The 25,560-nt window shown below is 63.7% G+C and carries 17 protein-coding genes; 15 read left to right on the top strand and 2 right to left on the bottom strand.

Annotated elements, in window-relative coordinates:
- The first annotated feature begins 3 nt into the window (after positions 1-3).
- Genes KIT10_06265 through asnB form a run of 5 tightly spaced genes read left to right on the top strand, consistent with a single transcriptional unit; the run spans position 4 to position 7,802 of the window.
- Positions 4-1,371 carry an O-antigen ligase family protein gene (locus tag KIT10_06265; GenBank protein ID MCW5898856.1) on the top strand — a complete coding sequence of 456 codons (1,368 nt, stop codon included), beginning with the start codon at positions 4-6 and terminating at the stop codon, positions 1,369-1,371.
- Between the two features lie 39 nt (positions 1,372-1,410).
- Positions 1,411-3,915, top strand: a complete 2,505-nt coding sequence (locus KIT10_06260) for a CotH kinase family protein (GenBank protein ID MCW5898855.1) — start codon at positions 1,411-1,413, stop codon at positions 3,913-3,915.
- On the top strand, positions 3,912-4,934 hold the full coding sequence (locus KIT10_06255; protein MCW5898854.1) for a metallophosphoesterase: 1,023 nt from the start codon (positions 3,912-3,914) through the stop codon (positions 4,932-4,934). Before KIT10_06260 ends, KIT10_06255 begins: the two co-directional genes overlap by 4 nt.
- Positions 4,935-4,980: 46 nt before the next feature.
- Positions 4,981-5,925, top strand: a complete 945-nt coding sequence (locus KIT10_06250; protein MCW5898853.1) for an NAD-dependent epimerase/dehydratase family protein — start codon at positions 4,981-4,983, stop codon at positions 5,923-5,925.
- Positions 5,913-7,802 (top strand): asparagine synthase (glutamine-hydrolyzing), encoded by a 1,890-nt coding sequence (gene asnB, locus KIT10_06245; GenBank protein ID MCW5898852.1) that lies wholly within the window; start codon positions 5,913-5,915, stop codon positions 7,800-7,802. The genes KIT10_06250 and asnB overlap by 13 nt, the downstream gene beginning before the upstream one ends.
- Positions 7,803-7,882: 80 nt before the next feature.
- Here asnB and KIT10_06240 read toward each other — a convergent pair whose 3' ends face one another.
- Positions 7,883-8,812, bottom strand: coding sequence for a hypothetical protein (locus KIT10_06240; protein ID MCW5898851.1), 930 nt, complete (start codon positions 8,810-8,812; stop codon positions 7,883-7,885).
- A 148-nt stretch (positions 8,813-8,960) separates the two neighbouring features.
- Here KIT10_06240 and KIT10_06235 point away from each other — a divergent pair, with 148 nt between their 5' ends.
- From KIT10_06235 to guaB, 3 genes are all read left to right on the top strand, one after another.
- Positions 8,961-9,923, top strand: coding sequence for a nitronate monooxygenase (locus tag KIT10_06235; GenBank protein ID MCW5898850.1), 963 nt, complete (start codon positions 8,961-8,963; stop codon positions 9,921-9,923).
- Between the two features lie 65 nt (positions 9,924-9,988).
- Entirely contained in the window at positions 9,989-12,034 is a 2,046-nt protein-coding gene (locus KIT10_06230; GenBank protein MCW5898849.1) for a gliding motility-associated C-terminal domain-containing protein, read from the top strand.
- 32 nt (positions 12,035-12,066) lie between these two features.
- The gene (gene guaB, locus KIT10_06225; GenBank protein MCW5898848.1) at positions 12,067-13,596 is read left to right on the top strand and encodes an IMP dehydrogenase; all 1,530 of its coding nucleotides are present in this window, start codon (positions 12,067-12,069) and stop codon (positions 13,594-13,596) included.
- Here the strand turns inward: guaB and KIT10_06220 are convergent.
- Positions 13,593-14,477 (bottom strand): hypothetical protein, encoded by an 885-nt coding sequence (locus tag KIT10_06220; GenBank protein MCW5898847.1) that lies wholly within the window; start codon positions 14,475-14,477, stop codon positions 13,593-13,595. The two genes, guaB and KIT10_06220, sit on opposite strands and share 4 nt — an antisense overlap.
- A 172-nt stretch (positions 14,478-14,649) precedes the next feature.
- Here KIT10_06220 and KIT10_06215 point away from each other — a divergent pair, with 172 nt between their 5' ends.
- The 7 genes from KIT10_06215 (at position 14,650) to KIT10_06185 (ending at position 25,525) form a co-directional block, all read left to right on the top strand.
- Entirely contained in the window at positions 14,650-16,794 is a 2,145-nt protein-coding gene (locus KIT10_06215; GenBank protein MCW5898846.1) for a peptidylprolyl isomerase, read from the top strand.
- A 50-nt stretch (positions 16,795-16,844) separates the two neighbouring features.
- Positions 16,845-17,654 (top strand): hypothetical protein, encoded by an 810-nt coding sequence (locus KIT10_06210; protein MCW5898845.1) that lies wholly within the window; start codon positions 16,845-16,847, stop codon positions 17,652-17,654.
- Positions 17,614-19,005: a peptidylprolyl isomerase gene (locus tag KIT10_06205; GenBank protein ID MCW5898844.1), complete on the top strand. Its 1,392-nt coding sequence runs from the start codon at positions 17,614-17,616 to the stop codon at positions 19,003-19,005. The genes KIT10_06210 and KIT10_06205 overlap by 41 nt, the downstream gene beginning before the upstream one ends.
- Before the next feature lie 35 nt (positions 19,006-19,040).
- Complete coding sequence (locus KIT10_06200) at positions 19,041-20,006, top strand: AAA family ATPase (GenBank protein ID MCW5898843.1); 966 nt, start codon at positions 19,041-19,043, stop codon at positions 20,004-20,006.
- Between the two features lie 109 nt (positions 20,007-20,115).
- Positions 20,116-20,910 carry a T9SS type A sorting domain-containing protein gene (locus KIT10_06195; protein MCW5898842.1) on the top strand — a complete coding sequence of 265 codons (795 nt, stop codon included), beginning with the start codon at positions 20,116-20,118 and terminating at the stop codon, positions 20,908-20,910.
- 32 nt (positions 20,911-20,942) lie between these two features.
- Positions 20,943-24,257, top strand: a complete 3,315-nt coding sequence (locus tag KIT10_06190; GenBank protein MCW5898841.1) for a fibronectin type III domain-containing protein — start codon at positions 20,943-20,945, stop codon at positions 24,255-24,257.
- Complete coding sequence (locus KIT10_06185; GenBank protein MCW5898840.1) at positions 24,254-25,525, top strand: hypothetical protein; 1,272 nt, start codon at positions 24,254-24,256, stop codon at positions 25,523-25,525. The genes KIT10_06190 and KIT10_06185 overlap by 4 nt, the downstream gene beginning before the upstream one ends.
- Positions 25,526-25,560: the final 35 nt, after the last annotated feature.

Below are 25,560 nucleotides of genomic sequence, written 5' to 3'. Positions count from 1 at the left end.
GAGATGCTCGAGTTCATCCGCGATGAAAGACAGCTGCTGATAATGGCGGCCATCTGGGTGGGCTCCTCCATCTTCCTGGGGCCGCTGGCGTTTGCGATCATACCGCTCACCTTCATTCTGCTCCGCCGCGCCGAGGCCTGGCCCGAGCTCCTCATGGGCATGTTGGTGATCCTGGTGCTGTCGGATATGCGGAAGGATATCCACGGCATGCTGGTCTTCAAGAGCGTGAAGAACGTCTGCGTGTTGCTGCTGCTCGCGTTCTTCCTGATGCGTCGTGAGGATTTCAGGCCGCATCCGCGCGTGTTCCCCATCTTCCTGCCCTTCTTCATTTTCAGTTTCCTGCCTTTGGTCTTTTCCAGCACGCTCATCACTTCGGTGCAGAAGACCATCTCCTACGCCCTGATGTTCCTGATCGTGCCCAACTACGTGATGTACAACTTCCGTTCACAGGGCTGGAGCTTCTTCCGCAACCTGGTCTTCCTGGCGGTGACGCTGCTCGCGATCGGCATCCTGCTGCGCTACGTGGATTTCAGGCTCGCTTATGTGGCCGGACGTTTCCATGGGCTGTTCGGCAATCCCAACGGCGTGGCCATCTTCTGTTTCCTGTCCTTCATGCTCATGGCCACGGTCACGCACATCCGACGGGACCTGTTCTCCACCACCGAGAAGATCATCATCTATGGGGTGATCATCTACAGCCTCATCCTGAGTGGTTCAAGGGCATCGCTGGCGGCGGTGGCCATCTTCCTGGTGATATCGCGCTTCTTCGCATACTCGCCCTTCCTGGGTTTTGTGGTGCTGATCGCCTCAGTGGGCGTGGTGGAGGTGGTGACCTCCAATCTCGGGGCCATCATCACCTCGCTGGGTCTGGAGAAGTATTTCCGCCTGCAGACCTTGGAAGAAGGTAGTGGCCGCTATTTCGCCTGGGAGTTCGCCTGGCGCAAACTCCAGCCCTACTATTTCTTCGGGGGGGGCTGGGCCAACGATGAATTCGTTATGCGCAGCCGATACAGCTATTTGGAGAAGATGGGCCACCAGGGTGGGGTGCACAACAGCTATTTGAGCATGTGGTTCAATGTGGGCCTCATCGGCATCATCATCTTCTTCCGCAGTTTCATCCTGCTCTTCATCAAGGCCAGCAAGCTCACGGGCATGGCCATCGCGGTGATGTTCGCCACCCTGTTCTCCATCACGTACGAATCCTGGCTCGTGGGTTCGCTGAACCCCTACACCATCATGCTCCTCATCATCATGACGATGATCTCTGAGGAGGAGATCGCGTTGGGAGCGGATCCCTTGGTGGACGATGTGGAAGAAATCTCCGCCGAGGAGGAACCTCCGCCACTTGGGTCGCGGCCCCAACAAGCTTGATCCCTGGGTACCGCTGGGCCGGGTTTACTTTGCGCCCGCATGATGAAGCGGGGTGGGAGGCGCTGGCGGCGCTGGACAATGGTACTTGCGGCCTGCACGGTCGTGATCATCGGCGGTGCGCTGTTCGCCGACCATTTCCTGAAGAGCAAAGGGCATCCGGGACTCCGGCGATTCGCGGGTCAGGTGGCACGGAACTACCCGGCGAGTTTCGCAGTGGAACCACCGGTGCTGGCCCTGAAGCTGGGCGAGCATGAGATGGAGACGCTGCGCACCACGGTGGAAGCGGCCCGCGCCCGTGGCGTGATCCTTCCCGAGGGCCGCCCCTACGTGAATGGCGAGATGGAACACGGGGGGGTGGTGTCCAGGGTGAAGCTGCGCATCAAGGGCAAGATGACCGACCATGTGGAAGGCCGCAAATGGTCGTTCCGCGTGGTTTCCCGCAAGGAGGGGGGCTTCCAGGGCATGAAGCGTTTTTCCCTGCAGCACCCGGGCACGCGGAACTACCTGGTGGAATGGCTTCACCACCGCTTGATGGCCGGTGAAGGCATTGTGGCCCTGCGCTACGGGTTCATCAGGCTCCTTCTCAATGGGGAGGACCTGGGCATCTACGCCTATGAGGAACACTTCGGTCCCGAGTTGCTGGAGAACAACGGGCGCGTGGAGGGGCCCCTGTTCCGTTTCGATCCATCACTCTTCTGGGAGCACCGCCTCAACGAGATGCGCAAGCTGCGCTTCGACGAGCCCTATGCGGCTTACCAGGCCGCGGCCATCGATGCCTTCGGCAGTTCCGACCTGGCGAAGGACGCCACGGCACGCGCGCGCTTCGAGGCGGCCACGGCATTGATCGAGGGCTTCCGCCGGGGCCGATACACCGCCTCAGAGGTCTTCCACGTGGATCTTCTCGCGCGACGCCACGCGCTCATCGATCTGATGGGCGGACACCACAGCATGGATTGGAGCGACGTGAAGTTCCACTACGACCCCGTGGCCCAGCGCGTGGAACCGGTGGCCTATGAGATCTTCGGGGGCGAGCGGATCCGCAGGCTGGCGGGCAGCGGGCGATACGAAGGGCGCTTCCGGACCTCGCACGACCTGCATGACGCCTACTTCAACGATGAGGGACTGTTCCGTGCCTACGTGCGGCATCTGGAACGCGTGTCGCGCCCCGCTTATCTGGACAGCGTCTTCCAGGTGCTGGGTCCGGCGCTCGATTCCGCTGCGGCCATCGTGTACCGGGAGTTCCCTTGGAAGGAGTTGGATCGCGCCACCCTGCGCCACAACCAGAGGATCATCCGCCGCCTGCTGGACGTGCCTAAGGGCTTCCATGCCTATCGCCAAGGCTTGGCCGGTGATACACTGGGATTGATGATCGTGCCCGTGGAGGCGCTTCCCTTGGAGGTGCATGGCCTGGTGCTGCCGGATGGCAGCATCGTCAAGCCTTTGGACAACACCATCGTACCGTGCCGCAAACAGGGTCGTCCGGGAGACCCAATGCCTTTCAGTTTCAAGCTTCCGCCTGGTGCCGCTGTCCCCCTGGATGCCGCGTTGCGAGTGCGCTATGGTGTGCTGGGTGCCTCGGTCGCCAAGGAATTGGAGGTGTTCCCGCAGTCATGGCTCGATGGCTTCGAGAGCTTGCCCATGCGGATGGAGCGCGCGGCCGACATGCGGTCGCATCCGTTCGTGGTGGTGGACGAAAAGGAGAGTACCGTGCTGTTGAAACCCGGACGGTGGATACTGGCGGACGATCTGGTCATACCACCGGGATATGTGGTGCGCGGCACAGCACCGCTGGAGATCGATCTGGTCAAGGGTGCGCGGATCCTGAGCGCATCGCCCATTGAGCTCACGGGCCTGCCGGAAGTTCCGGTGCTCATCGGATCATCGGACGCGAGCGGCGCCGGCATCGTCATCCTGGACGCGCGTACCGAAAGTATCTGGCGTCATGTGCACCTGCGTGATCTTGGGCCCTTGGGCAAGCGCGGCGATGCGAGCCTGGTGCTGGGTTCCACCAAGCTTGTCCTGCGTGAATGCCTTTTGGAAGGTGCACCCAAACGCGATCTGTTGGTGGCCGTGCGGTGCGATCTGACGCTGGAGCAGGTCAGGATCGAAGGAGGCCGCGACCAGGTCTCCGCCGCCTATGGGTTGACCACGTTCCGCGACCTGGAGTGCGTGATGGCAGGTGATGATGCTGTGGTGTTGCGCGGAGGGGAGGCCACGTTGGATGGGTTGCGGATCAAGGATGCCCGGGGGGACGCGATCAAAGTGGATGGTCCGGTCCGCGTGAAGGGCCGTGCGATCGACATCGTTTCACAAGGCCATGGTCTTCGCCTATCACGGGGTGCCGAAGTGGAACTGGATGCCGTGGCCGTTGATGCGGCGCGGCTTGCAGTGTTGCTGGAGAAGGCCATGGCGCGCCATGGCGCTTCGCGGATCGCCTTGCGCGAGGCCCGGTTGCGCGGTGGGGAAGGGGATGTGGAGGATGAAGGTGGCAACGACAAGGTGATCAAGCGCTCGTCGGACAAGTCATCCGGCCCCGGGAAATGAAGCGGATCCAGGCGTCCATCGGCACAGTGCTCATCGCCTCCAGCATGCTCGGGCAAGTGTCGCCATTCAATGGCCTGGAGCCCTTGGGGCCGGACAGCACCGGCCATTGGCGGGTGGTCATCGGCGGACATTTCCACGGATCGAGCAACAGCCGCAGTGGCTACCCGGCGGCCACCTTGCTCGCTTCGCTGGACGCCATCAACGCCACGGGTGCGCACCTCCTGCTCAGCACGGGGGATCTCTTCCTGGACCGCGAGGCCGATATCCCCCGGTACGAGCGTGCGTTCTTCAGCAAGCTGGCCATGCCCCTGTACAATGTGCCCGGCAACCACGACCAGGGCATGCCCGGTTATGTGGAGCGATTCGGCCCCACTTATGGCCTTTTGCGGCTGGGCACCACGTCTGTGCTGTTGCTCGACACCGAGCGCGACAATGGCGATATCCGGGGCGAACAGATGCGGATGCTCGGCGACCTGGCCGATGACGACGACATGACCGCCCTGCTCATCATCGCGCACCGGCCGCTCTGGGCGGAGGATGATCCACGCTACACGGACCTGTTCAAAGGCAATACGCGCTCCACGCTGCGCACCAACTACCGGAAAGAGGTAGCGCCCCTGCTGGAGCGCATCGCACGCAGGGTGCCCGTCCACTGGATCTCCGGCAGCATGGCGGGCCTCGCCCCGGCGAGCATCTTCTTCGAGCGTCATGCCGACAATATCATCTTCATCCAAAGCGCCATCCGCGACGAAGCACGTGATGCGGTGCTCGTGGCGGACATCGGCCCGGCAGGCATCAACTGGCAGGGTCTGTCGCTCACCGGCGTGGAACTGATGCCCGTGGAAGCCTACGATGCGGCCTGGTGGCGTGCACGCATGAAGCGTACGGAGCCCTTTCGCTGGCGGTTGCTGCCGATGCACGTGAAGAACGCCGTCACGCATCGTTTTTTCTGGTGGGGAGCCGCGGCCGCCCTTGTCCTCTCGCTCCTCTTCAGGCTGCTGCTGCGGCGGGGCACTTGAGCTTCGCTATTTTCGCCCACCACGGTCCCCCCGTTCCCTCCCGCACATGGCCCGCATCCTCGTCACCGGCGGCGCCGGCTTCATCGCCAGCGACCTGGCCGCCAAACTCGCCGAAGACCCCGGCAACGAGGTGGTGGTGGTGGACAACCTCCTCACCGGCGATATGCGCAAACTTCCGCTTGCCGGCGCGCCCAACCTGCACTTCATCAAGTGCGACGTCAACCGCTTCGAGGACATCAGTGGCGTGTTCTACGCGTACCGGTTCGACCATGTGTTCCATTATGCCGCGGTGGTGGGCGTGCGGCGCACCATCGAGAATCCGGTGATGGTGCTGCGCGATGTGGACGGCATTCGCAACATCCTGGACCTGTCGAAGAACACGGGCGTGAAGCGCGTCCTCTTCTCATCCTCCTCGGAGGTCTATGGTGAACCGGTGGAGATCCCGCAGAACGAGCGCACCACGCCCCTGAACTCGAAGCTGCCTTACGCCATCGTGAAGAACCTGGGCGAGGCCTTCCTGCGCTCCTACCGCAAGGAGTACGGGCTGGATTACACCATCTTCCGCTTCTTCAACACATACGGCCCCAAGCAGAGCCGCGATTTCGTGGTGTCGAAGTTCATCCGTGCGGCGCTGCGTGGCGAGGACATCACCCTTTATGGCGACGGCCTGCAGACCCGCACCTTCTGCTACATCGACGACAACATCGACGCCTGCCTCAACGCCTATCACCGGGGCGAGGTGGCGAATGATGTGGTGAACATCGGGTCGGACGAGGAGGTCACCATCAAGGCCCTGGCCGAAACGATCATCGAACTCACCGGCAGTACCTCGCGCATCGTATATCTGCCTCCCCTGGAGGAGGGTGACATGACGCGGCGCATGCCCGACATCACGCTGATGCGGCGATTGCTCGGACGGGACCTGTTGCCTTTGCGTGTGGGCCTGGAGCGCGTGCTGGCCACCACGGCCGTGGATCGATGTGCGGAATAGCGGGCATATATGGGCTGGAAACCCTGCCCGACCCGCAGGCCGTGCTGGCCCGCATGACCGATGCCCTGGCACATCGCGGTCCCGATGCGGCCGGCATGCATGTCGCCGCGAACTGTGCACTGGGTCACCGGCGCCTGAGCATCATCGACCTCTCGCACGATTCCGACCAGCCTTTCCATGCGACGGATGGCGGCCTGGCCATCGTGTTCAATGGCGAGATCTACAACTACCGCGCACTGCGTGAGCGATTGACCGGGCTGGGCCACGGCTTCCGCACCTCGTCGGACACCGAGGTGCTGCTGGCGGCCTACCGGCAATGGGGCCATGCTTGCCTGGATGAACTCGAGGGCATGTTCGCCTTCGCCGTACTCGACAGCGCCACCGACGAGTTGGTCCTCGCGCGTGACCGCATGGGCATCAAACCGCTCTACTGGTACCGCGATGACCGGCACCTGCTTTTCGCTTCTGAAGTGCGCGCGCTGCTCGCATCAGGGTTGGTGCCCCGGCGGATCGACCGCGAAGCATTCGTGGACCACCTGCGCTACCAGACCGTGCATGCCCCGGACACCTTGGTGCGCGGCGTGCATCTGCTCCAGGCCGGGCATGCCATGCTGGTTTCGGACACCGAATTGAGCATCCGGCGCTGGTACGATCCTGTGGCGGCCGCCGAGATGGCGGCGAAGAACATGCCGCGTGAAAGGGTGCTGCGCGAGGTGCGCGATCGTCTTGCCCGGGCCGTGGAGAAGCGTCTCGTGGCCGATGTGCCCTTCGGCGCCTTCCTCTCCGGTGGGATCGATTCCAGCGCGGTGGTGGGCCTCATGGCGCAGGCGAGTTCCTCGCCGGTGCACACCTTCTCGGTGGTGTTCGACGAGGAGGAATTCAGCGAGGAGCGCTATGCCCGCATGGTGGCGAAGCGCTTCCGCACGGAGCACACCCCCATCCGCCTCAAGCCGGATGACATGCTGCGGATGCTGCCCGACGCCCTCGCCGCCATGGACCACCCCAGCGCTGACGGCCCCAACACCTGGGTGGTCTCCAAAGTGACCCGGGAAGCGGGCATCAAGATGGCGCTCAGCGGGCTGGGCGGCGATGAGGTCTTCGCCGGGTATCCGGTATTCCGTCGCACACTCGATCTGTGGCGGCGGCGATGGGTCACACAATTCCCTTCCGCCTGGCGTGGTGTCGCAGGTGCGGCCGTGCGCAGCCTGCGGCCTGGTATCGCGGGAACCAAAATGGCCGATGCCCTGTTGCTGCCCACCTTTTCTGTGGACGATACCTATCCGATCTCCCGGCGCACCTTCAGCGACCGTGAGCTGGTCTCGCTGCTTGCCCGCGATACGCTTCCGGCGGACCGTGTCCAGCGCATCATGCACGGCATCATCCGGGAGGACGGCGGCCACGCATTGCCGATGCTCTCGCAGGTGTCGCTCGGTGAGTTGTCCACCTATCTGCAACATGTGCTATTGCGCGACACCGACCAGATGAGCATGGCCCATGCGCTGGAGGTGCGGGTTCCATTTTTGGACCACCATCTCGTGGCCTTCGTGCTGGGCGTGGACGACGTGCACAAATACCCGCACACGCCCAAAAAGCTGCTCACTGATGCCTTGGGGGATCTTTTGCCGGATGAGGTGACCCAGCGGCCCAAGATGGGCTTCACGATGCCCTGGGAACTTTGGATGCGCGGTGAGTTGCGGTCCTTCTGCGCGCAGCGGTTGCATCGTCTTTCTTCCGGCGGGCTCCTCCGTCCGGGTGCGGTGGACGGCTTGTGGCGCGCCTTCCTGAAGCAGGACCCGCGCGTGAACTGGTCGAGACTGTGGTCCTTGGTGACCCTGGCCGACTGGATGGAACGGCAGGGGATGCAAGATCCCGGGTAGTTCCGGGAAACGAAAAGGGCCACCGTACCGGTGGCCCTTTCCAGGGTCTCTGCGGATCGGAACGATCCCGCAGGCAGGGGTCAGAACTTGGCGCGCGACTTCCGGCCCACCTTCTTCGATCCGCGGATCCAGTTGTAACGCTGGCGGTAGAAGTTGGACTGCCCTCTCAGCACATAGCTGTAGGTGAAGGTCATGGTCAGGTAACTGTCGTTGTGCGTGGGGTCGCCGCGCTTGGCGCCTGCGTCATAGTTCTCCAGGCGCGGCAGGGTGGGATCCAGCGCGTAGGCGTAGGACGATTGGTTCGCCATGTCGATCGCCTCCTGGCTGGGGAGCTTGGCGGGATCGGCGTATACCGTGCTGGCGTCGTCCAGGTAGTCGGTGAAGGTGGTGCGCCAGCCGAAGTCCCAGCCGAAACGGTGACGGCGCTTGCGCGTGAAGTGCATCCCGATACCCGCCGGGATGGCGAAACCCAGTTGACCGTACTCCTCCAGTTCCGTGGTGAGTGGGCGCAGGTTCACGAAGGATCCCTCGCGGTTCAACTGTCCTTTCGGGCTGTGGTAGAAGAGCGCCGCACCAGCGTATGCGAACAAGCGGAAGTCCGACTTGTACCGCCCACGGCCGCCCAGGTCGTTGTCCTGATAGATGGTGAACTCCGGCCGCAGGTACCACTCGAACATGTCGTTGCGGAAGTTCAGGTTGCGGCCCACGCGCGCCCGGTTGGTGCTCAGGGCGTCCGCGCCTTGGATGCGCAGGTAGAGCAGGCCGGTGTTCACCGAGATCAATCGGTTGATGCGGCGGCGCGCGAAACCGCCCAGCGCCCAGCGCGTCTGGCTCAGCTTCATGTCCCACACGAAGTCGCGGCGCGTCTGTTCCTTGCCGCCCATTTCACCCAGGTAGTTCGATCCGCCGAGGTGCACACCCACATCCCAAGCGTACTGGGCTTCGGAACGGTCCAGGCCGAACAGCAGCACGGCGGCCGCCAGGGCGAGTCGGGTGATGCGCGGGGTCATGTTCGATGCGATGGGGAAGGGGAGTCTACGGTGGGCAAACATAGCAAAGATCCAGCGGCGAAATGGAATCGTGGACAGGCTTGGCCGACAGCGGTTTGCGCGCGGATCGAAGGGCCACCGCCCACGACCCGGTACTTTTGGGTCCCGCATGGGAGATCCGCAACGCATCACTGGACTCTTCGGCATCCGGCATCCCCTTATACAGGCCGGGATGATCTGGTGTTCCGGATGGGAGCTCGCTTCCGCCGTGAGCAATGCCGGCGCATTGGGCATCATCGGCTCGGGCTCCATGTACCCCGATGTGCTGCGCGACCACATCCGCAAGTGCCGGGCGGCCACCAGGTCACCCTTCGCCGTGAATGTGCCGATGCTCTACCCGGACATCGACAAGCACATGGCCATCATCGTGGAGGAACGCGTGCCGATCGTCTTCACCTCCGCCGGCAACCCGGCCCAATGGACCGCGCATCTCAAGCGGCACGGCATCACCGTGGTGCATGTGGTTAGCAGCGTGAAGTTCGCCCTGAAGGCCGAGTCCGCCGGTGTGGACGCCGTGGTGGCCGAGGGATTCGAGGCCGGCGGGCACAACGGACGAGAGGAGACCACCACGCTGGTGCTGGTGCCCATGGTGTGCGACGCGTTGCGTATTCCGGTGATCGCCGCAGGCGGGATCTCCGATGGCCGCAGCATGCTCGCCGCCATGGTGCTGGGGGCGGATGGCGTGCAGGTGGGCAGCCGTTTCGTGTGCAGTGAGGAATCATCCGCCCACCGCGCCTTCAAGGACCGCGTGGCCACGGCGGGGGAGGGCGAGACGCTGCTTACCCTGAAGGAACTCGCGCCCGTACGCCTCCTGCGGAACAAGTTCTTCCTGGATGTGCAGGCCGCCTACGCGGAGGGTGCCGATGCCGCACGACTGAAGGATTTGCTCGGGCGGGGCCGCGCCAAGCGCGGCATGTTCGAGGGCGATCTGGAGGAAGGTGAGCTTGAGATCGGGCAGGTCAGTGGCAGGATCCGGGAGATCAAGTCAGCGGCCGCGATCGTGGAGGAGATCATGGCCGGTTTCCACGCCGGGCTGCGGGCAATGCGTTCATCATCCACACTTCCAGGATGAGGGTTCGCGTTCGGCAACATATGGAGCGTGACCTGCGTCATCAGGTCATATCCCTGACCCGGCGGATGAGGATCCTGCATGCATCGGTTCTGCTGGCCGCCCCCCTGGTCGCGTCCGCACAGGTGCTCGACCCCCCCGTGCTGCGCTGCGCCTCGGTGAACGCCGCTGGCGATGTGATCGTTACCTGGAGCCCCACGACGGACCCGGACGGCATCTTCATGCGGTACGACATCCATGTGGCGGCCGATGCCAATGGACCCTATGCCGTGGCGGGCAGCGTGCCCGTGCTGGGCCAGACCAATTTTCTGCATGCCGCCTCCGGTGCGGGATCGGGCGCGCGCTTCTACTTCGTCACCACGGTGTCCACCACACCCGCTGTTTCGCAGCACAGCGACACGGTTTCCACGCTTTTTCTGCAGGTGTTCCAAAGCACGCCGCCAGGGAGCGCCAACCTGGCCTGGACCGCGCCGGAAAAGGCCGCCACCGCCACCGCCTGGTATACCGTGTGGATGGAATATCCCGTGGGCAATTGGAACCTGCTCGCCACGGTGGACACCTCGGTCTACGCCTACCAGCACGTGATCGACATCTGCGCCGATTCCCTCACCTTCCGCGTGGGGCTCGCCGACCAGTTGGGCTGCGTTTCCTTCAGCAATCGCCAGGGCGACTTCTTCGAGGACGTGACCCCGCCCACCACCCCGCAGATACAGTCGGTCACGGTGGACACCCTGTCGGGGCTGGCCACCATCCATTGGACGCCCAGTCCACAACCGGACACTGACGGCTACATCATCGTGCTCTCCACACCCGGCGGCGGCATCATCATCGACACCGTGTACGGACAGCCCACCAGCAGCTACACATGGCTGCTCAGCCAGGCCTGGCTGGCTCCGGAATCCTTCACCATCGCCGCGTTCGACACCTGCAACGTGGGCGTGCCGCCCAGCCCCAACACCAGTGCCACCGGGCCGCCGCACACCACCATGCACGCCACCACGCAATACGACCAATGCGCAGGTCTGGTCAAGATCGCGTGGACACCCTATGGCGGTTGGACACCGGAGGCGCAACAGGTCTTCTATCAGGTGGATGGTGGGCTGTGGTCCCTGCTCGCCAACCTCGATGGCGACGACCTCAACTACACGCACACGGTGGATCCCGACCGGGACTATTGCTATGCGATACGCGCCGAACGCACCCCGGGCGGCACCTTCTCCATGAGCAACAAGACCTGCCGGAGCACCATCTATCCAGGCCTGCCTGCCTTCAACTACATACGCACCGTCACCGTGCTCGATGAAGAACGGATCCTGGTGGTGGACAGCCTGGACCAGAGCGCCTCGGTGGGCGGATACAGCCTGGAGCGGTCGCGCAACGGAGCACCCTTCGAGGAGATCGTGTTCTTTCCCGTGGTGAGCGATGCCGTGATCAATTATGTGGATGAGGACGTGGAGCCCTCCAGGAACGGCTATCGCTACCGCATGACCGTGCTGGACAGTTGCGGCCATGCCGTGCTCACGAGCAACATCGGCGGAAGCATCGTGCTGCGCACCGAGGCCCTGCTCACCGCCGAGAACGCGCTGGACTGGAACGGATATGCCGAATGGGCCGGCTTCCCCGCCGCCTACCGCATCCACCGGAGCATCGAGGATGGACCGTTCGCGGTGGTCGCCGCGCTTCCGCCGGATCCCTGGAACTGGAAGGACAATGTGGCCGGCCTGATCGACGGCGACGGGCGCGCCTGCTACTTCGTGGAGGCCGTGGAGGCGGGCAATCCTTCGGGCATCAACGCCGTGTCGCTGAGCAATGTGGCCTGCGCGGTGCAGGAGGACCTCGTGTGGATCCCCAACGCCTTCATCATCGGCGGCATCAACAACATCTTCCAACCCGTGCTCGGCTTCGTGGACGTCAGCGAGTACACGCTCAACATCATCAACCGCTGGGGGCAGGTGGTGTGGACCACCAATGATCCACAGGAGGGCTGGGATGGGGAAGTGGGCGGACGTCAGGCGCCGCTGGGCGTGTACGGATACTTCTGCGCCTTCCGCAACGGTGCCGGACGCCGTTTCGAGAAGCGCGGCACGGTGACCCTTCTCACTGCGCTGGAATGATCCGGCGATCGGGCCGATGACTACTTTTGTGCATGGATCGACCCGCCACCGCCAAGACCCGCCAGGCCAACGCGCCGGCCACTGCGAACGGCACCCTTCCCACGGACAAGTTCACCGGCGAGGGACTCACTTACGACGATGTGCTGCTGGTACCCGCCTACAGCGAGGTACTGCCCCGTGAGGTGGACGTCCGCTCACGATTCTCCCGCAACATCGAGATCAACCTGCCGATCGTGTCCGCCGCCATGGACACCGTCACCGGTGCGGACCTGGCCATCGCCATAGCGCAATGCGGCGGCATCGGCGTGATCCACAAGAACCGGTCGATCGCCGAGCAGGCCATGGAAGTGCGCCGCGTGAAGCGGTCGGAAAGCGGCATGATCCTCGACCCGGTGAAGCTGGACCGCAACGCCGTGGTGGGCGACGCGCTGAAGCTCATGGCCGAGCATCGCATCGGCGGCATCCCGGTGGTGGACCAGGACGAGAAGCTCGTGGGTATCATCACCAACCGAGATCTGCGTTTCGAAAAACGCTTCAGCCGCCCGGTGACCGAGGTGATGACCAGTGCGCGCATCATCACCGCCCAGCCGGACACCACCATGGCCCAGGCCGAGGACATTCTGCAGGAGCACAAGATCGAGAAGCTGCCCGTGGTGAATGACGAAGGCCGCCTGGTGGGCCTCATCACCTACAAGGACATCATCAAGCTGAAGCAGCGGCCCAACGCCTGCAAGGACCGGCTGGGCCGCCTGCGCGTGGCCGCGGCCATCGGCATCGCCGCCGACAGCATGGACCGTGCGAAGGCATTGGTGGAGGCTGGCGTGGACGCCCTGGTGATCGACACGGCGCATGGCCACACCAAGGGCGTCATCACCATGCTCCAGCGGGTGAAGGAGACCTTTCCTGGCGTGGATGTGGTGGCCGGCAACATCGCCACGGCCGAGGCCGCCAGAGCGCTGGTGGAGGCCGGCGCCGATGGCGTGAAGGTGGGCATCGGTCCCGGCAGCATCTGCACCACGCGTGTGATCGCCGGCGTGGGTGTCCCCCAGTTGACCGCCGTGCTCGAATGTGCCGCCGCCATCGCCGGCAGCGGTGTGCCCGTGATCGCCGATGGGGGCATCCGGTATACCGGTGATGTAGTGAAGGCACTGGCCGCCGGTGCGGGTACCGTGATGATCGGCAGCATGTTCGCCGGTGTGGAGGAAAGCCCCGGTGAGACCATCATCTATGAGGGTCGCCGATTCAAGGCCTATCGGGGCATGGGTTCCATCGAGGCCATGCAACAGGGCAGCAAGGACCGCTACTTCCAGGACATGGAGGACGACATCAAGAAGCTGGTGCCCGAAGGCATCAGCGGGCGTGTGCCGTACAAGGGCAAGCTGGCCGAGGTGGTCCACCAATTGGAAGGCGGCCTGCGGGCGGGCATGGGCTATTGCGGTGCTGCCACCATGGCCGATCTGGCCAAGGCGAAATTCATCCGGATCACCGTCGCCGGGGTGAAGGAGAGCCATCCGCACGACGTGTACATCACGCGGGAGGCCCCGAATTACAGTCATCACTAGGTCCGTTCGCCGCGCACACGCGCCTCCAACGCGCTGATCAGCGTATTGGAAACGGGTGCTTCCACCTTGCGTGCGAACAGTTTGCCCGAGGTTTCGAGCTTCGGCAGGTCGCTCAGATCCAAAACCGCCGGATTGCCGCCGTTGCGGGCATGCCAGTCCACATAGCGCAGGTTGTCGTTGACCACCTGTGCGGCGAAAGGCGAATCCATCACCAGTGTCTGCACCAGGATCTCCTCCGCGCAGCGCGTGTGGCGGAAGCGTCGCAGCAAATGGGGTTCGCGTGCCAGGCGATCCAGTACATGCGCCATGCAGGCACGACCCAGGCTCCACCAGGTGGAACCACCGTGGAGCGGGGGCAGACCCTTCCATGATCGTTCAATGCCGAAGGCGCGCTGTAGCCGCAGGAAGCGATCGACCCAAGCCTGGCGCCCGGGTTTGCGGATGTCCAGCAGATCCAGCGGATGCCAGTATCCGATCCGGTCCAGGCCGCCGTTGCGCCAGTATGGCGTGGGAAGCGGGAAGTGTTCCAGATAGCCGGCGACATCGCGTTCCTTGAAGAATGATGCGAACCGTTCCCAAGGCAGCAGCGGATGGTCGCTGCCACTGATGGCGTGCACGTAGCTGGTATCGGGGTCCTTCAAGGCCGTTTCGGCCAGATGGAGGATCGCCTTCAGGTGCGCCAGGCTTCCCCAATGCACCCGGTAGCGCCGCGAGACGAGCCGCACTTGGGGCAGGGCGCTGAGGGCTTCGAGGTCCTCGGCCCTCACCCTGCTTCTCCGGTCGAGATGGATGAAGACCCTGGCCCGGGGCCCCAGGCAGCGCACCCGGCGGGTGAGGCCGGGCAGGTCCTTGTAGGCGGTGATCAGGATCGCGTGCTCCATGCGGGAAGGGCGAAAAATACCCCGTATGGATCGGCGCGAAGGGCGCGCCCGGCTTGGATCTTTTTAACGGCGCGCCACCCCGATCGCCCCACCCCCGATCGGTTACATTTGCCACCCTTCCAACGGCCCGGCACGCCCCGGGCGATGATATTCAGACATCATGCGAACCCCCATGCGCATCCGTAAGATCCTTGGTACCGCCGTTTGCTCCCTCGCCTTCCTGTCGCTTTCCGCACAAGCCGATCCGGTGTTGATGACCGTGGACGGCGAGCCGGTGACACGTGCCGAGTTCGAAGCGATCTACAAGAAGAACAACAAGGAGGCGAACGTTTCGCGTGAGGCCCTGGACGAGTACCTCGAGTTGTTCATCAACTACAAATTGAAGGTGCGCGAGGCCGAGATGCTCGGCATGGACACCGTTTCGCGCTTCCGCAACGAACTGGACGGCTACCGCAAGCAACTGGCGCGTCCCTACCTGATCGACCGCGAACTGAACGATGTGCTGATGCGCGAGGCCTACGACAGGATGCGCGAGGAGGTGCGTGCCAGCCACATCCTGGTGCAGGTGGGGCAGGACGCCACGCCGGAGGACACCCTGGCGGCCTGGAAGCGCATCAACGCGCTGCGCGACCGCGTGGCCAAGGGCGAGGACTTCGCCACGGTGGCCAAGGGACCGGGTGGCAGCGATGACCCCAGCGCGGCCAACAACGGCGGCGACCTGGGCTGGTTCAGCGGCCTGCAGATGGTCTATCCCTTCGAGAGCGCCGCCTACAACACGCCCGTGGGCGGCCTCAGTCAGGCGGTGCGCACGCGCTTCGGCTACCACATCATCCGCGTGGACGGCCGCCGGCCGGCCCGTGGCCGCATCAAGGTGGCGCACATCATGCTGCGCAGTGTGCCCACCGACCCCGAGGAACGCCGGGCCGACGCTGAGAACCGCATCCGCGAGATCCACCAGCAACTCGGGAGCGGCGCCATCACCTTCGCCGATGCGGCCTTGCGCCACAGCGAGGACGAGAGTTCCAGCACGCGCGGCGGCGAACTGCCCGAGTTCGGCACCGGCAAGATGATCGACGAGTTCGAGGACGCCGCCTTCGCACTGAAGGCCGATGGCGACATCTCGGAACCGGTGCTCTCACGCTTCGGCTGGCACATCATCAAGCGCCTCGAGTACACGCCCACGCCCGGCTTCGAGGCGGCCAAAGGCGAACTGAAGTCGAAGATCGCCCGCGACAGCCGCGCCGAGATCACCCGCAAGGCCTTCCTGGAGAAACTGCGCGCCGACTACAAGGTGGTCGAACGCCGGGAGAACCTGAGGCCGTTGTATGCGCTGGTGGACAGCACCATCTTCAAGAAAGGCACCACCAAGCACGACACCATCGCACGCCGGGACCTGAAGGAGGGCGAGTGGTCCAAGGGACCCATGCGGTACAGCCGCGAGCTGGTGGGCATGATGCACGAAGGCAAGATGGTCAGCGTGCGATCCAAGCAGTACGAGGAACTCACGCACACGATGACCGACACCCTGGTGGTGCGTGACGTGGCGCAGGGATGGCGCTACGATCGGCGAAAGGCCGAGAAGCTCACCAAGCCCGTGCTGGTGATCAAGGACCGCACCTACACCCAGCGCGATCTGCTGGACCACCTGGAAGCCAAGCAGCGCCGCGAGCGTGTGACCAGGGCGCAGGAGCACGTGGACGCACGTTTCCGGGAGTACGTGGACGAGCAGCTGCTCGCCTACGAGGACGACCACCTCGAGGAGAAGTACATGGACTTCCGCCTGTTGATGAAGGAGTACCGCGACGGCATCCTGCTCTTCGAACTCACCGACCAGAAAGTATGGGGACGTGCCGTGCGCGACACCTCCGGCCTGGAAGCCTTCCATGCCGCCAACCGCGACCGGTTCATGTGGGACACGCGCTACGAGGCGGACATCTACACCTGCGCAGACGCCGCCGTGGCCAAACAGGTGCGCAGCCTGTTGCGCAAGGGCACCCGTGGCGCCGACCTCATGAAAGCGGTGAACAAGAGCAGCGCGCTGGCGTTGGACATCGACCCCGGCACCTTCACCGCCGAACAGCGGCCCGTTCTCAGGCAGGTGAAGTCCCCGGGACTGAGCGCTGACATCCCACACGAGGGCCGGGTGGTGATCGTGGACCTGAAGCGCACCATCCCGCCCACGCCCAAGGAACTGGATGAGGCCCGTGGCGCCATCACCGCCGCATACCAGGACAACTTGGAGCGTGCCTGGATAGAGGAGTTGCGCGGCAAGTACCGCGTGGAGGTGCGGCGCGACGTGCTCTATTCCATCCAGTGACCGCATCGCGCAAGCCGGTTCCTCTGACGGCATGGCCCATTTTGGCCTGCGTGGCGCTCGGCTTGTTCCAGTCCTGCGGCCCGGCGGAGGAGACCGACGCACCCGTGGCGCGTGCCTACAACGAGGTGCTGCGTTGGAGCGAACTGCGCACGGTGGTGCCCGTGGACCTGGCCCCGGAAGACAGCGCGGCCCTGGCCCAGCGCTACATCAACGACTGGCTGCGGCAACGTGTGCTGCTGCACCAGGCCGAGACCAACCTGGCCGGTCAGGGCACGGATCATGAGGCCCTGCTGCGCGACTACCGCAACTCGCTGGTGATCTACGCCTACGAGAAGGCCCTGGTGGAACAGAAGCTCGATACCTTGGTACCGATGGCCGAGATCGAGCGTTACTACGAGGAGAACCTCGCGGCCTTCGAGCTCCAGGACGACATCATGCGCGTGCGCTGGGCCAAGGTGCGCGACGACGACAAACGCACCATGAAACGCCTGGAGGACCACTTCCTCAGCGGCAGCCCAGAGCGCATGCAGGAGCTGGAGATCTGGCTGGCCCAGCGCGGCATCCCCATCGTGGACCGCAGCGACACCTGGAGCACACGGGCCGGTTTTGAGGCCGAAAGCAGCGTGGCCCTGCCCGAAATGGACAAGCCGGGGCGCAGGGTCATCAAGCGGGAAGGGAACACCTGGTTCATCGATGTGTTGGAACTTCGCCCCCGCGGAAGCACCGAACCCTTGGAGCGTGCGCGCATGGACATCCGGTCCATTCTGCTCAACCAACGCAAGCTCCGGCTCATCGAGGCCATGCGCGAGGACATCTACCATGAAGCGGTCGAACGCAAGGACATTGAGACGTATCGCTGAAGCGGCGATACTGCTGGCGTGGCTGCTGCCGGGTCCGGCTTTGGCGCAGCCCAAGGGTCTGCTCATAGACCGCATCGTGGCAGTGGTGGGCCGGGAAGCGATCCTGCAAAGCGACCTGCTGGCCCGGGTGGAGCAGGCACGCCAGCAGGGCGGCACCACGGACAAGCGCGCCTTGGAATGCGGTGAGTTGGAGGACCTGCTCTATGAGAAACTCCTGGTGGAGCAAGGCAAGATCGACAGCGTCGCGATCGACGAGGCCCAGGTGAACGCCGAGCTGGACCGGCGCATCCGCTACTTCGCCTCGCAGTTGGGCGGGGAAAAGAAGCTTGAAGAGTTCTATGGCAAGTCCGTAGCCGAGATCCGCAGCGAATTCCGCGACCAGGTGCACGACCAGCTGCTGGTGCAGACCATGCAGCAACGCCTCACCACGGACATCCGCATCACCCCTCGGGACGTGCAGAAATTCTTCAACGGCATCCCCAAGGACAGCATCCCTTTCATCAACGCCGAGGTGGAGTGGGCGCAATTGCTGCGCATCCCCAAGGCCAGTGACGAGGAGGAGCGGCGCGTACGGCGCAAGGCCGAGGAGTACCGCAACTCCATCAGCAATGGGGAGCGCGATTTCTGCACCGTGGCCATCCTCTATTCGGAGGATCCGGGGTCGGCCAAGGAGTGTGGCGAGTTGGGCATGGTGCCCACCGGCATGATGGTGCCCGAGTTCGATGCCGTGGCCCTCAGTCTGAAGACCGGCGAGATCTCGCAGGTGTTCCGTACGGAATACGGATACCACTTCATGGAACTCATCGATCGGCGTGGCGAACAGTACAACGCGCGCCACGTGTTGATCCGGCCCCAGGTGACCAATGCCGACCTGCAGCGCGAACGCGACCTGCTGGACAGCCTCCTGCGCATGGTGCGTGCCGGTGATGCCGAACTCGGCGACCTCGCCGCCGAATGGAGCGATGACGAGGAGAGCAAGGCCAGCAACGGCATCATGATCGACCAGATGAGCAACTCCACGCGCTGGGACATGAGTTCGCTGGACCAGCAGACCTTCTTCGTCCTGGACAAGCTCAAACCCGGCGAAGTGAGCGAGCCGCAGTTGATGGTGATGCCCAATGGCACCAAGGCCTACAGGCTGGTGAAGCTCCTCTTACGCACCGAACCCCACGCGGCCAATCTCAAGGACGACTACCAGTTGATCAAGCAGGCGGCCGAGGGGAAGATGCGCGCGAAGGCCGTGGACGAGTGGGTGAAGGACCGCCTGGAGGCCACCTACGTGCGTCTTGCCCCGGACTACGCCAATTGCGAATTCCTGCATGCCTGGTCCAAAGGCGTGGCCAGTGAATAGAGAACGGAACCACCAACGCGAACAACGAGAAGGACATGAGCATCCCGCAGAACGATGTGCAGGCCGCGGAAGGATTCGGCGAGCGATACCAGGCGCTGAAACGCGAGGTGGGCAAGGTCATCATCGGCCAGGACCAGGTGGTGGACCATGTGCTGCTGGGCATCTTCAGTCGGGGCCATTGCCTGCTGGTGGGTGTGCCCGGCCTGGCCAAGACCCTGCTGGTGAATACCGTGGCCCGCTCGCTGGGACTCAGCTTCAACCGCATCCAGTTCACCCCCGACCTGATGCCCAGCGACATCATCGGCTCGGAGATCCTGGACGAGGACCGCCGTTTCCGCTTTGTGCGCGGGCCCATCTTCGCCAACATCATCCTGGCGGACGAGATCAACCGCACCCCGCCCAAGACCCAGGCGGCCCTGCTGGAAGCCATGCAGGAAAAGGCCGTCACCGCCGCAGGCCACACGCACCGTCTGGAGGAACCCTTCTTTGTGCTGGCCACCCAGAACCCCATCGAACAGGAGGGCACCTACCCACTGCCCGAGGCCCAGTTGGACCGATTCATGTTCAACATCTGGGTGGATTATCCCAGCTATACCGAAGAACTCGCAGTGGTGAAGGCCACCACAGGTGATGTGCCTGCGGAAGTGCGGCCGGTGCTCAGCGCGCAGGAGATCCTCACCTACCAAAGCCTGGTGCGCCGCATACCCGTGGCGGACAACGTGCTGCAGTATGCGGTGAAGCTGGCCGTGCGAACCCGCCCGGGCGCCGAGGGCACACCGGCCATCGTGAACGACCATGTGAGTTGGGGAGCCGGCCCGCGCGCATCGCAATATCTGGTCATCGGGGCCAAGGCCCATGCGCTGGCCAATGGCCGCTTTTCGCCCGACATCGCCGACGTTCAGGCCGTGGCCCTGCCCATCCTCCGCCACCGCCTGGTGCGCAACTACAAGGCGGAGGCCGAGGGCGTGACGGTGGACCGCATCGTGGCGGCCATCCTGTGAAGGCCAATTTCTGGCGATCGTGGAGAAGATGATGCCTTTGGTCATGGACCGGGGCGTGAGCTTGCCCTAGTTTTGGGCTGTTCCGGAGACCTTTCCCGGGACTTTGACCATGATCTTCCGTCCTGCCGGTCATTTTTTGTCCATCGTGTTGCTGCCCGCCGCGACAGCTCAGGCCCAGTTGCCTGTAGTGGATATCACCCATCATATGAACGCCAGCGATCAGGTGGAGATCTATGTCCGGCCTGACGGTGCTTTCGATGAGGTGTTCTCCTCCTCGGTGTTCACCCTTCGCTGGCTGGATGCCGATGGGGCCAATCTGGGGGGCATACAGCAGGTCGTGCCCACGCTCCAATATCAGACCGTGGCCAAATCAGGAGCCGAGCAGGTATCGGGTCCCTACCGATATCAGATCTTCACCGGTTTCGGACTCATGGCGCTTTTCGATCTTGAAACCTCCTGGGGACCCTTCGAGGAGATCCTGTTGTGCCGGGTGAACGTGATCAACGGCATGAGCACCTTCGAGCTGGTGAATGATGCCTGGACGCAGACGAACAACGGCAACTTCTACGTCTCCCTGAACGGCGTGGACCGGACTGGGCAGATCTACACCTTCACCACGGTGGAGGAGGGTATCGAGGGCATGGGTACGGGTGGTGTGCGCATCATGCCCAATCCCGGCACCGGACCTTTCCAGGTGCTTACCGATATGGCGGATGCTGGAACGCTGGAATTCGAATTGACCGACGGCCTTGGGCGTGTGGTGCGGCTGTGGAGCGAGGCAGCAGGGCAGGGGACCCACCGCACCGTGGTGGATCTCGCGGGCCATACCGCAGGCACCTATCTGCTCACTGTGCGGGGTGCGACCCGTTTGAGCTCACATCGCATCGTACTCACCCGGGATTGAGCCCGGGCCCGCAAGTGCATGAACCAGGGACCATGGAAAGAAAAACGACCAGCTCGCTCCGTAAGACCACCACACCGCTCCTCCTCCTTCTCACCACCACCCTTTTGGCGCAGGCGCCGGGCGCATGGGTTCCCATGCAGGAAGCCCTGCTCGCCGGGCGTGGGGAGCGGCGCATCATCCCGAACCATTACCGGACACTGGCTGTGGACACCGGCGCGATCCGGGCCATGCTGCTCCAGGCGCCTTTCGGTGATGTGCGTTCCTCGCCGGCGGTGATCGAACTGCCTTCGCCGGACCGGGATGGTACCGAGCGTTTCCGTTTCGTACGGAACACCTTGCTGCATCCGGAGCTCGCTGCGTTGTTCCCCAGCATCACCACATGCAGCGGTGAAAGCATCGACCGGCCCGGCACCCTGATCCAGTTCGACCTGACGACACATGGCTTCCACGCCTTCGTGCTGGACCCCATTCGTGGCGATTGGTTCATCGACCCTTATGCCTTCGGTGTCGCGGAGGCGTGCATCGTGTACCGCAAGCGCGACTTCGTGAAGAGCATGCCCGCCGCCATGGCTTGCGACTACGATCTGGTGAACGACATGGAGAACGCGGCGCAATGGACCATGGACAACGTGCTCGCTGAAGGGGCGCCCCGCGCGGGCGATTGCCAGAAGCGCACCTATCGCCTGGCCCTGGCATGCACAGGCGAGTATGCGAACTACCACGGCAGCAACACACAGAACAACAACAAGGGCCCTGCACTGGAAGCCATGGCCACCACCATGAACCGGGTGAACGGCATCTACGAGCGTGATGCCACCCTCACCATGCAGATGGTGGCCAACAACCATCTGATCGTATTCCTCAACCCCAGTACCGATCCGTACTCCAACAACAACGGCGGTACCATGCTGGGCCAGAACCAGACCACCTGCGACAACATCATCGGCTTCAACAATTACGACATCGGCCATGTGTTCAGCACGGGCGGTGGCGGCGTGGCCTATCTGGACGCACCTTGCAGCAGCTACAAGGCCGGTGGTGTCACGGGTCTGTCGCAGCCCGTGGGCGACCCCTTCGACATCGACTATGTGGCGCACGAAATGGGCCACCAGTACGGTGCCAACCACACGCAGAACAACAGTTGCAACCGCCATGGTCCTGCCGCGTTCGAACCGGGCAGCGCCAGCACCATCATGGGTTACGCGGGCATCTGCGCCCCCAATGTGCAGAACAACAGCGATGCCTTGTTCCACGCGCACAGTCTGGCGGAGATCGCCAGCCGGTTGGCCAGTGGCAACGCGGGCCAGTGTCCGCAGGTGACCTCCTCCAACAACCAGCCGCCCACCATCAGCGCCGGGCCCAACCGCACCATACCGCATTCCACGCCCTTCGTGCTCACCGCCACTTCCAGCGACCCCAACCCGGCCGATGTGCTCTCCTTCACCTGGGAGCAGATGAACAACCAGGTCTCCACGCAGCCTCCTCAGCCCACCAATACCAATGGCCCCAATTTTCGCGCGTTGTTGCCGGTGGAGAGCTCCTCGCGCTGGTTCCCCAACCTGGGCGCCGTGGTGGCCAACCAGAACCCCACTTGGGAGGTGCTCTCAAGTGTGGGCCGCACCTTCAACTTCAGGGCCACCGTGCGCGACAACCGGCCGGGCGCCGGCTGCACCGCGGAAAGCAACCGCAACATCACCGTGGCCGCCGGTGCCGGGCCCTTCGTGGTGACGCAGCCCAACACGAACGTGAGTTGGCAGGCCGGCTCCACGCAAACGGTCACCTGGAACGTGGCCAACACCACCGCCTCGCCCGTCAGTTGCGCCAATGTGGACATCCTTTTGTCGGTGGACGGGGGCCTCACATATCCCTACACACTGCTCACATCCACGCCGAATGATGGTACCCAGGCGGTGACGATACCGGTGGTCCCGGCCACCAGCACCGCGCGCATCATGGTGCGAGGCAATGGCAACGTGTTCTACGACATCTCGAACGTCAACTTCAACATCATTTCAGGTTCCACCTGTCCTACGCCGTGGGACCTGACGATCACCGGGACGAGCACCACTTCCGTGCTGGCCAGCTGGTCCGCGGGTGGGGGAGACAGCTTCACTCTGCGCTACAGGCCTGTGGGCGCGCCCAACTGGACGAACATCAGCGGGATCACCGGCACCAGCCAGGCGGTGAGCGGTCTGGCGGCCTGCACCCAATACGAATTCCAAGTGCGTCGTGATTGCGGCGGCTCCAGCAGCGCCTACACCAATTCGGTGAACTGGCTCCATTCCAGTTGCTGCACGCCGGTCACCATCGTCATCGTAATGGATCGCTATGGCGCGGACATCACCTGGGCGCTCACTGGGGGAAGCACCACCTACGCCACGGGCGGACCCTACCAGGACCAGGCGAGCAATGGCACCTATCCGCAACCTTCCGTGGATCTTTGCCTGCCGGACGGCTGCTATGTATTGACGATCAATGACAGCTGGGGCGATGGCTTGTGCTGCGCCTATGGCAACGGTTTCATGCAGGTCATGGGTCCGGGCGGGCAATCGCTCGGCATCACGCCCAGCGGCAACTGGTCGCAGCAGGTGATCAACTTCTGTGTGAGCACTGAGGTGAAGTCCAACGTGAAGCTCTTCCTCGAAGGACCCTATGTGGGACCCTGGATGTCCGATGCGCTCCGCGCCGGTGGCTTGATCCCCTTGCAGGAGCCATACTCCGGCCTGGGTTGGCCGCAACTCGGCGGCGGGGGAGAGACCACCACCCCTGCCATCCTGGCCGTTACCGGTGCCAATGCCGTAGTGGACTGGGTGCGGTTGGAGTTGCGCCAGGCCGGATCGCCCGGTACCTTGGTGGCCACGCGCCAAGCCTTGTTGCAGCGCGATGGCGACGTGGTCTCCGCAGCGGATGGCACATCGGCCGTGGGGTTCGTGGTGCCACCCGGCAACTACCATCTGGTGGCACAGCACCGCAACCACCTGGGTTGCATGACGGCCACGGCGCTCGCCTTCAGCAGCACCGCCAATTCCATCGATCTGACCCTCGCAGGCACCAACACCTGGGGTACTGATGCGCGCAAGATCATTGGAAGCGCGCGTGCCCTTTGGGCGGGCGATGTCAACGGCGACGGTGCGATACGCTACACCGGTCAGGGCAACGACCGCGACCTGATCCTGCAGGCCATCGGCGGCACCGTGCCCACCACCACCGTAGCGGGGTATTCGGTAAGCGATGTGAACATGGACGGGATCATCAAATACACCGGTCAGGGCAACGACCGCGATCCCATGCTGGTGAACATCGGCGGCAGCGTGCCCACCAACCAGCGCTTCCAACAGATCCCATGACCGGTCCCTGCCGACCAAGCGCTTCCTATTGGCTGCTGGCTTGGCTGCTTCCCTTCCTGCCGGCCACAGCGCAGCAATGGGATGTTTTCGATATGGCGACCGCGGGTTTCCCCAGCAACACGGTGAAGGCGGTGGTGGAAGACCATGACGGCGTGATCTGGGCCGCCACCGATTGGGGGCTGTGCCGCTATGACGGTGACCAATGGACGGTTCTTCAGCAGGGTGGTTCCGGCCTGCCGGACAACTCCCTGAATTGCCTGGCTGTGGATGGTGATGGGCGTCTTTGGATCGGTACCACCAGCGCAGGCATCGCCATTTTGGACGGAGAGGACTGGACCTATCTGACCACAGAGAACAGCCCTTTGGTGATCGACGACATCAATGGCATCACCATTGACCACCGTGGCTGGGCCTGGATCGCCACGCAGATCGGCCTGCAATGCTCCACCGGAGAGGAGTGGTACCTGTACAACGATACCCCTGAGAGCCATCTGGGCTACCAATTCTGGGGGCCGCATGTGCGCAATACCGCCGTACGCGCCGATGGACTGGTGGCCGTGGCCACAATGAACGGGGGCCTCACCTACATCAGCGAGACCGACTTCTTCTACTACACCTCCTTCGAGCACAATTTTCCGGACAATTCGGCCAACGCCATCGTCTTCGATGAGGCCGGAGACCGCTGGATCGCCTGTCCGGCCGGTGGCTTGATCCGCCATGCCGGGCCGCACATCGGGGGACCTTGGCTCCAGTACAACGCCGCCTCCGCGGGTTTCCCGGACAACACGCTCCTCTGTTTGGTGATCGATCCACAGGGACGGAAGCTCGCCGGCACCGAGACCGCCGGCATCCTTCGTTTCACGTCTGCGGTGGATTGGGACCTGCTTGGCACCTCCACGGGGCTTCCCGACCCGAGCGTGCGCTGCCTGATGATCGACAGCGGTGGCGGTCTCTGGGCCGGTACCTGGACCGGCGGCTTGGCCCGTTGGCGGAATTACACCTCCGTGGGCGGTGAAATGGAGGTCCCCGAACAGGGGGTCGAGGTCTTCCCGGTCCCCTTTCAGGACCATTTCACCGTGGTCCTGCCCTCCTCAGTTGATGCGCTCGCTTGGGATCTCATGGACGCCAGTGGTCGGGTGGTCCTGAACGGCCGTTTCGCGCCGGGCCGCGTCCAGCAAGTGGTGGCACCCGGCATGTCGTCAGGGATCTTCGTGCTTCGGGTGCGGTCCAACACGGATCGGTGGCATGTACGGCTGGTGCGCGATTGAACTTTCATGCCATTGACCGTGTGCCTGACGCTCGG

Source organism: Flavobacteriales bacterium (assembly GCA_026129465.1).
GTDB lineage: Bacteria > Bacteroidota > Bacteroidia > Flavobacteriales_F > PHOS-HE28 > PHOS-HE28.
The sequence above is the reverse complement of the archived record's forward strand: the minus strand, read 5'-3'. Positions and strand labels throughout refer to the sequence as shown.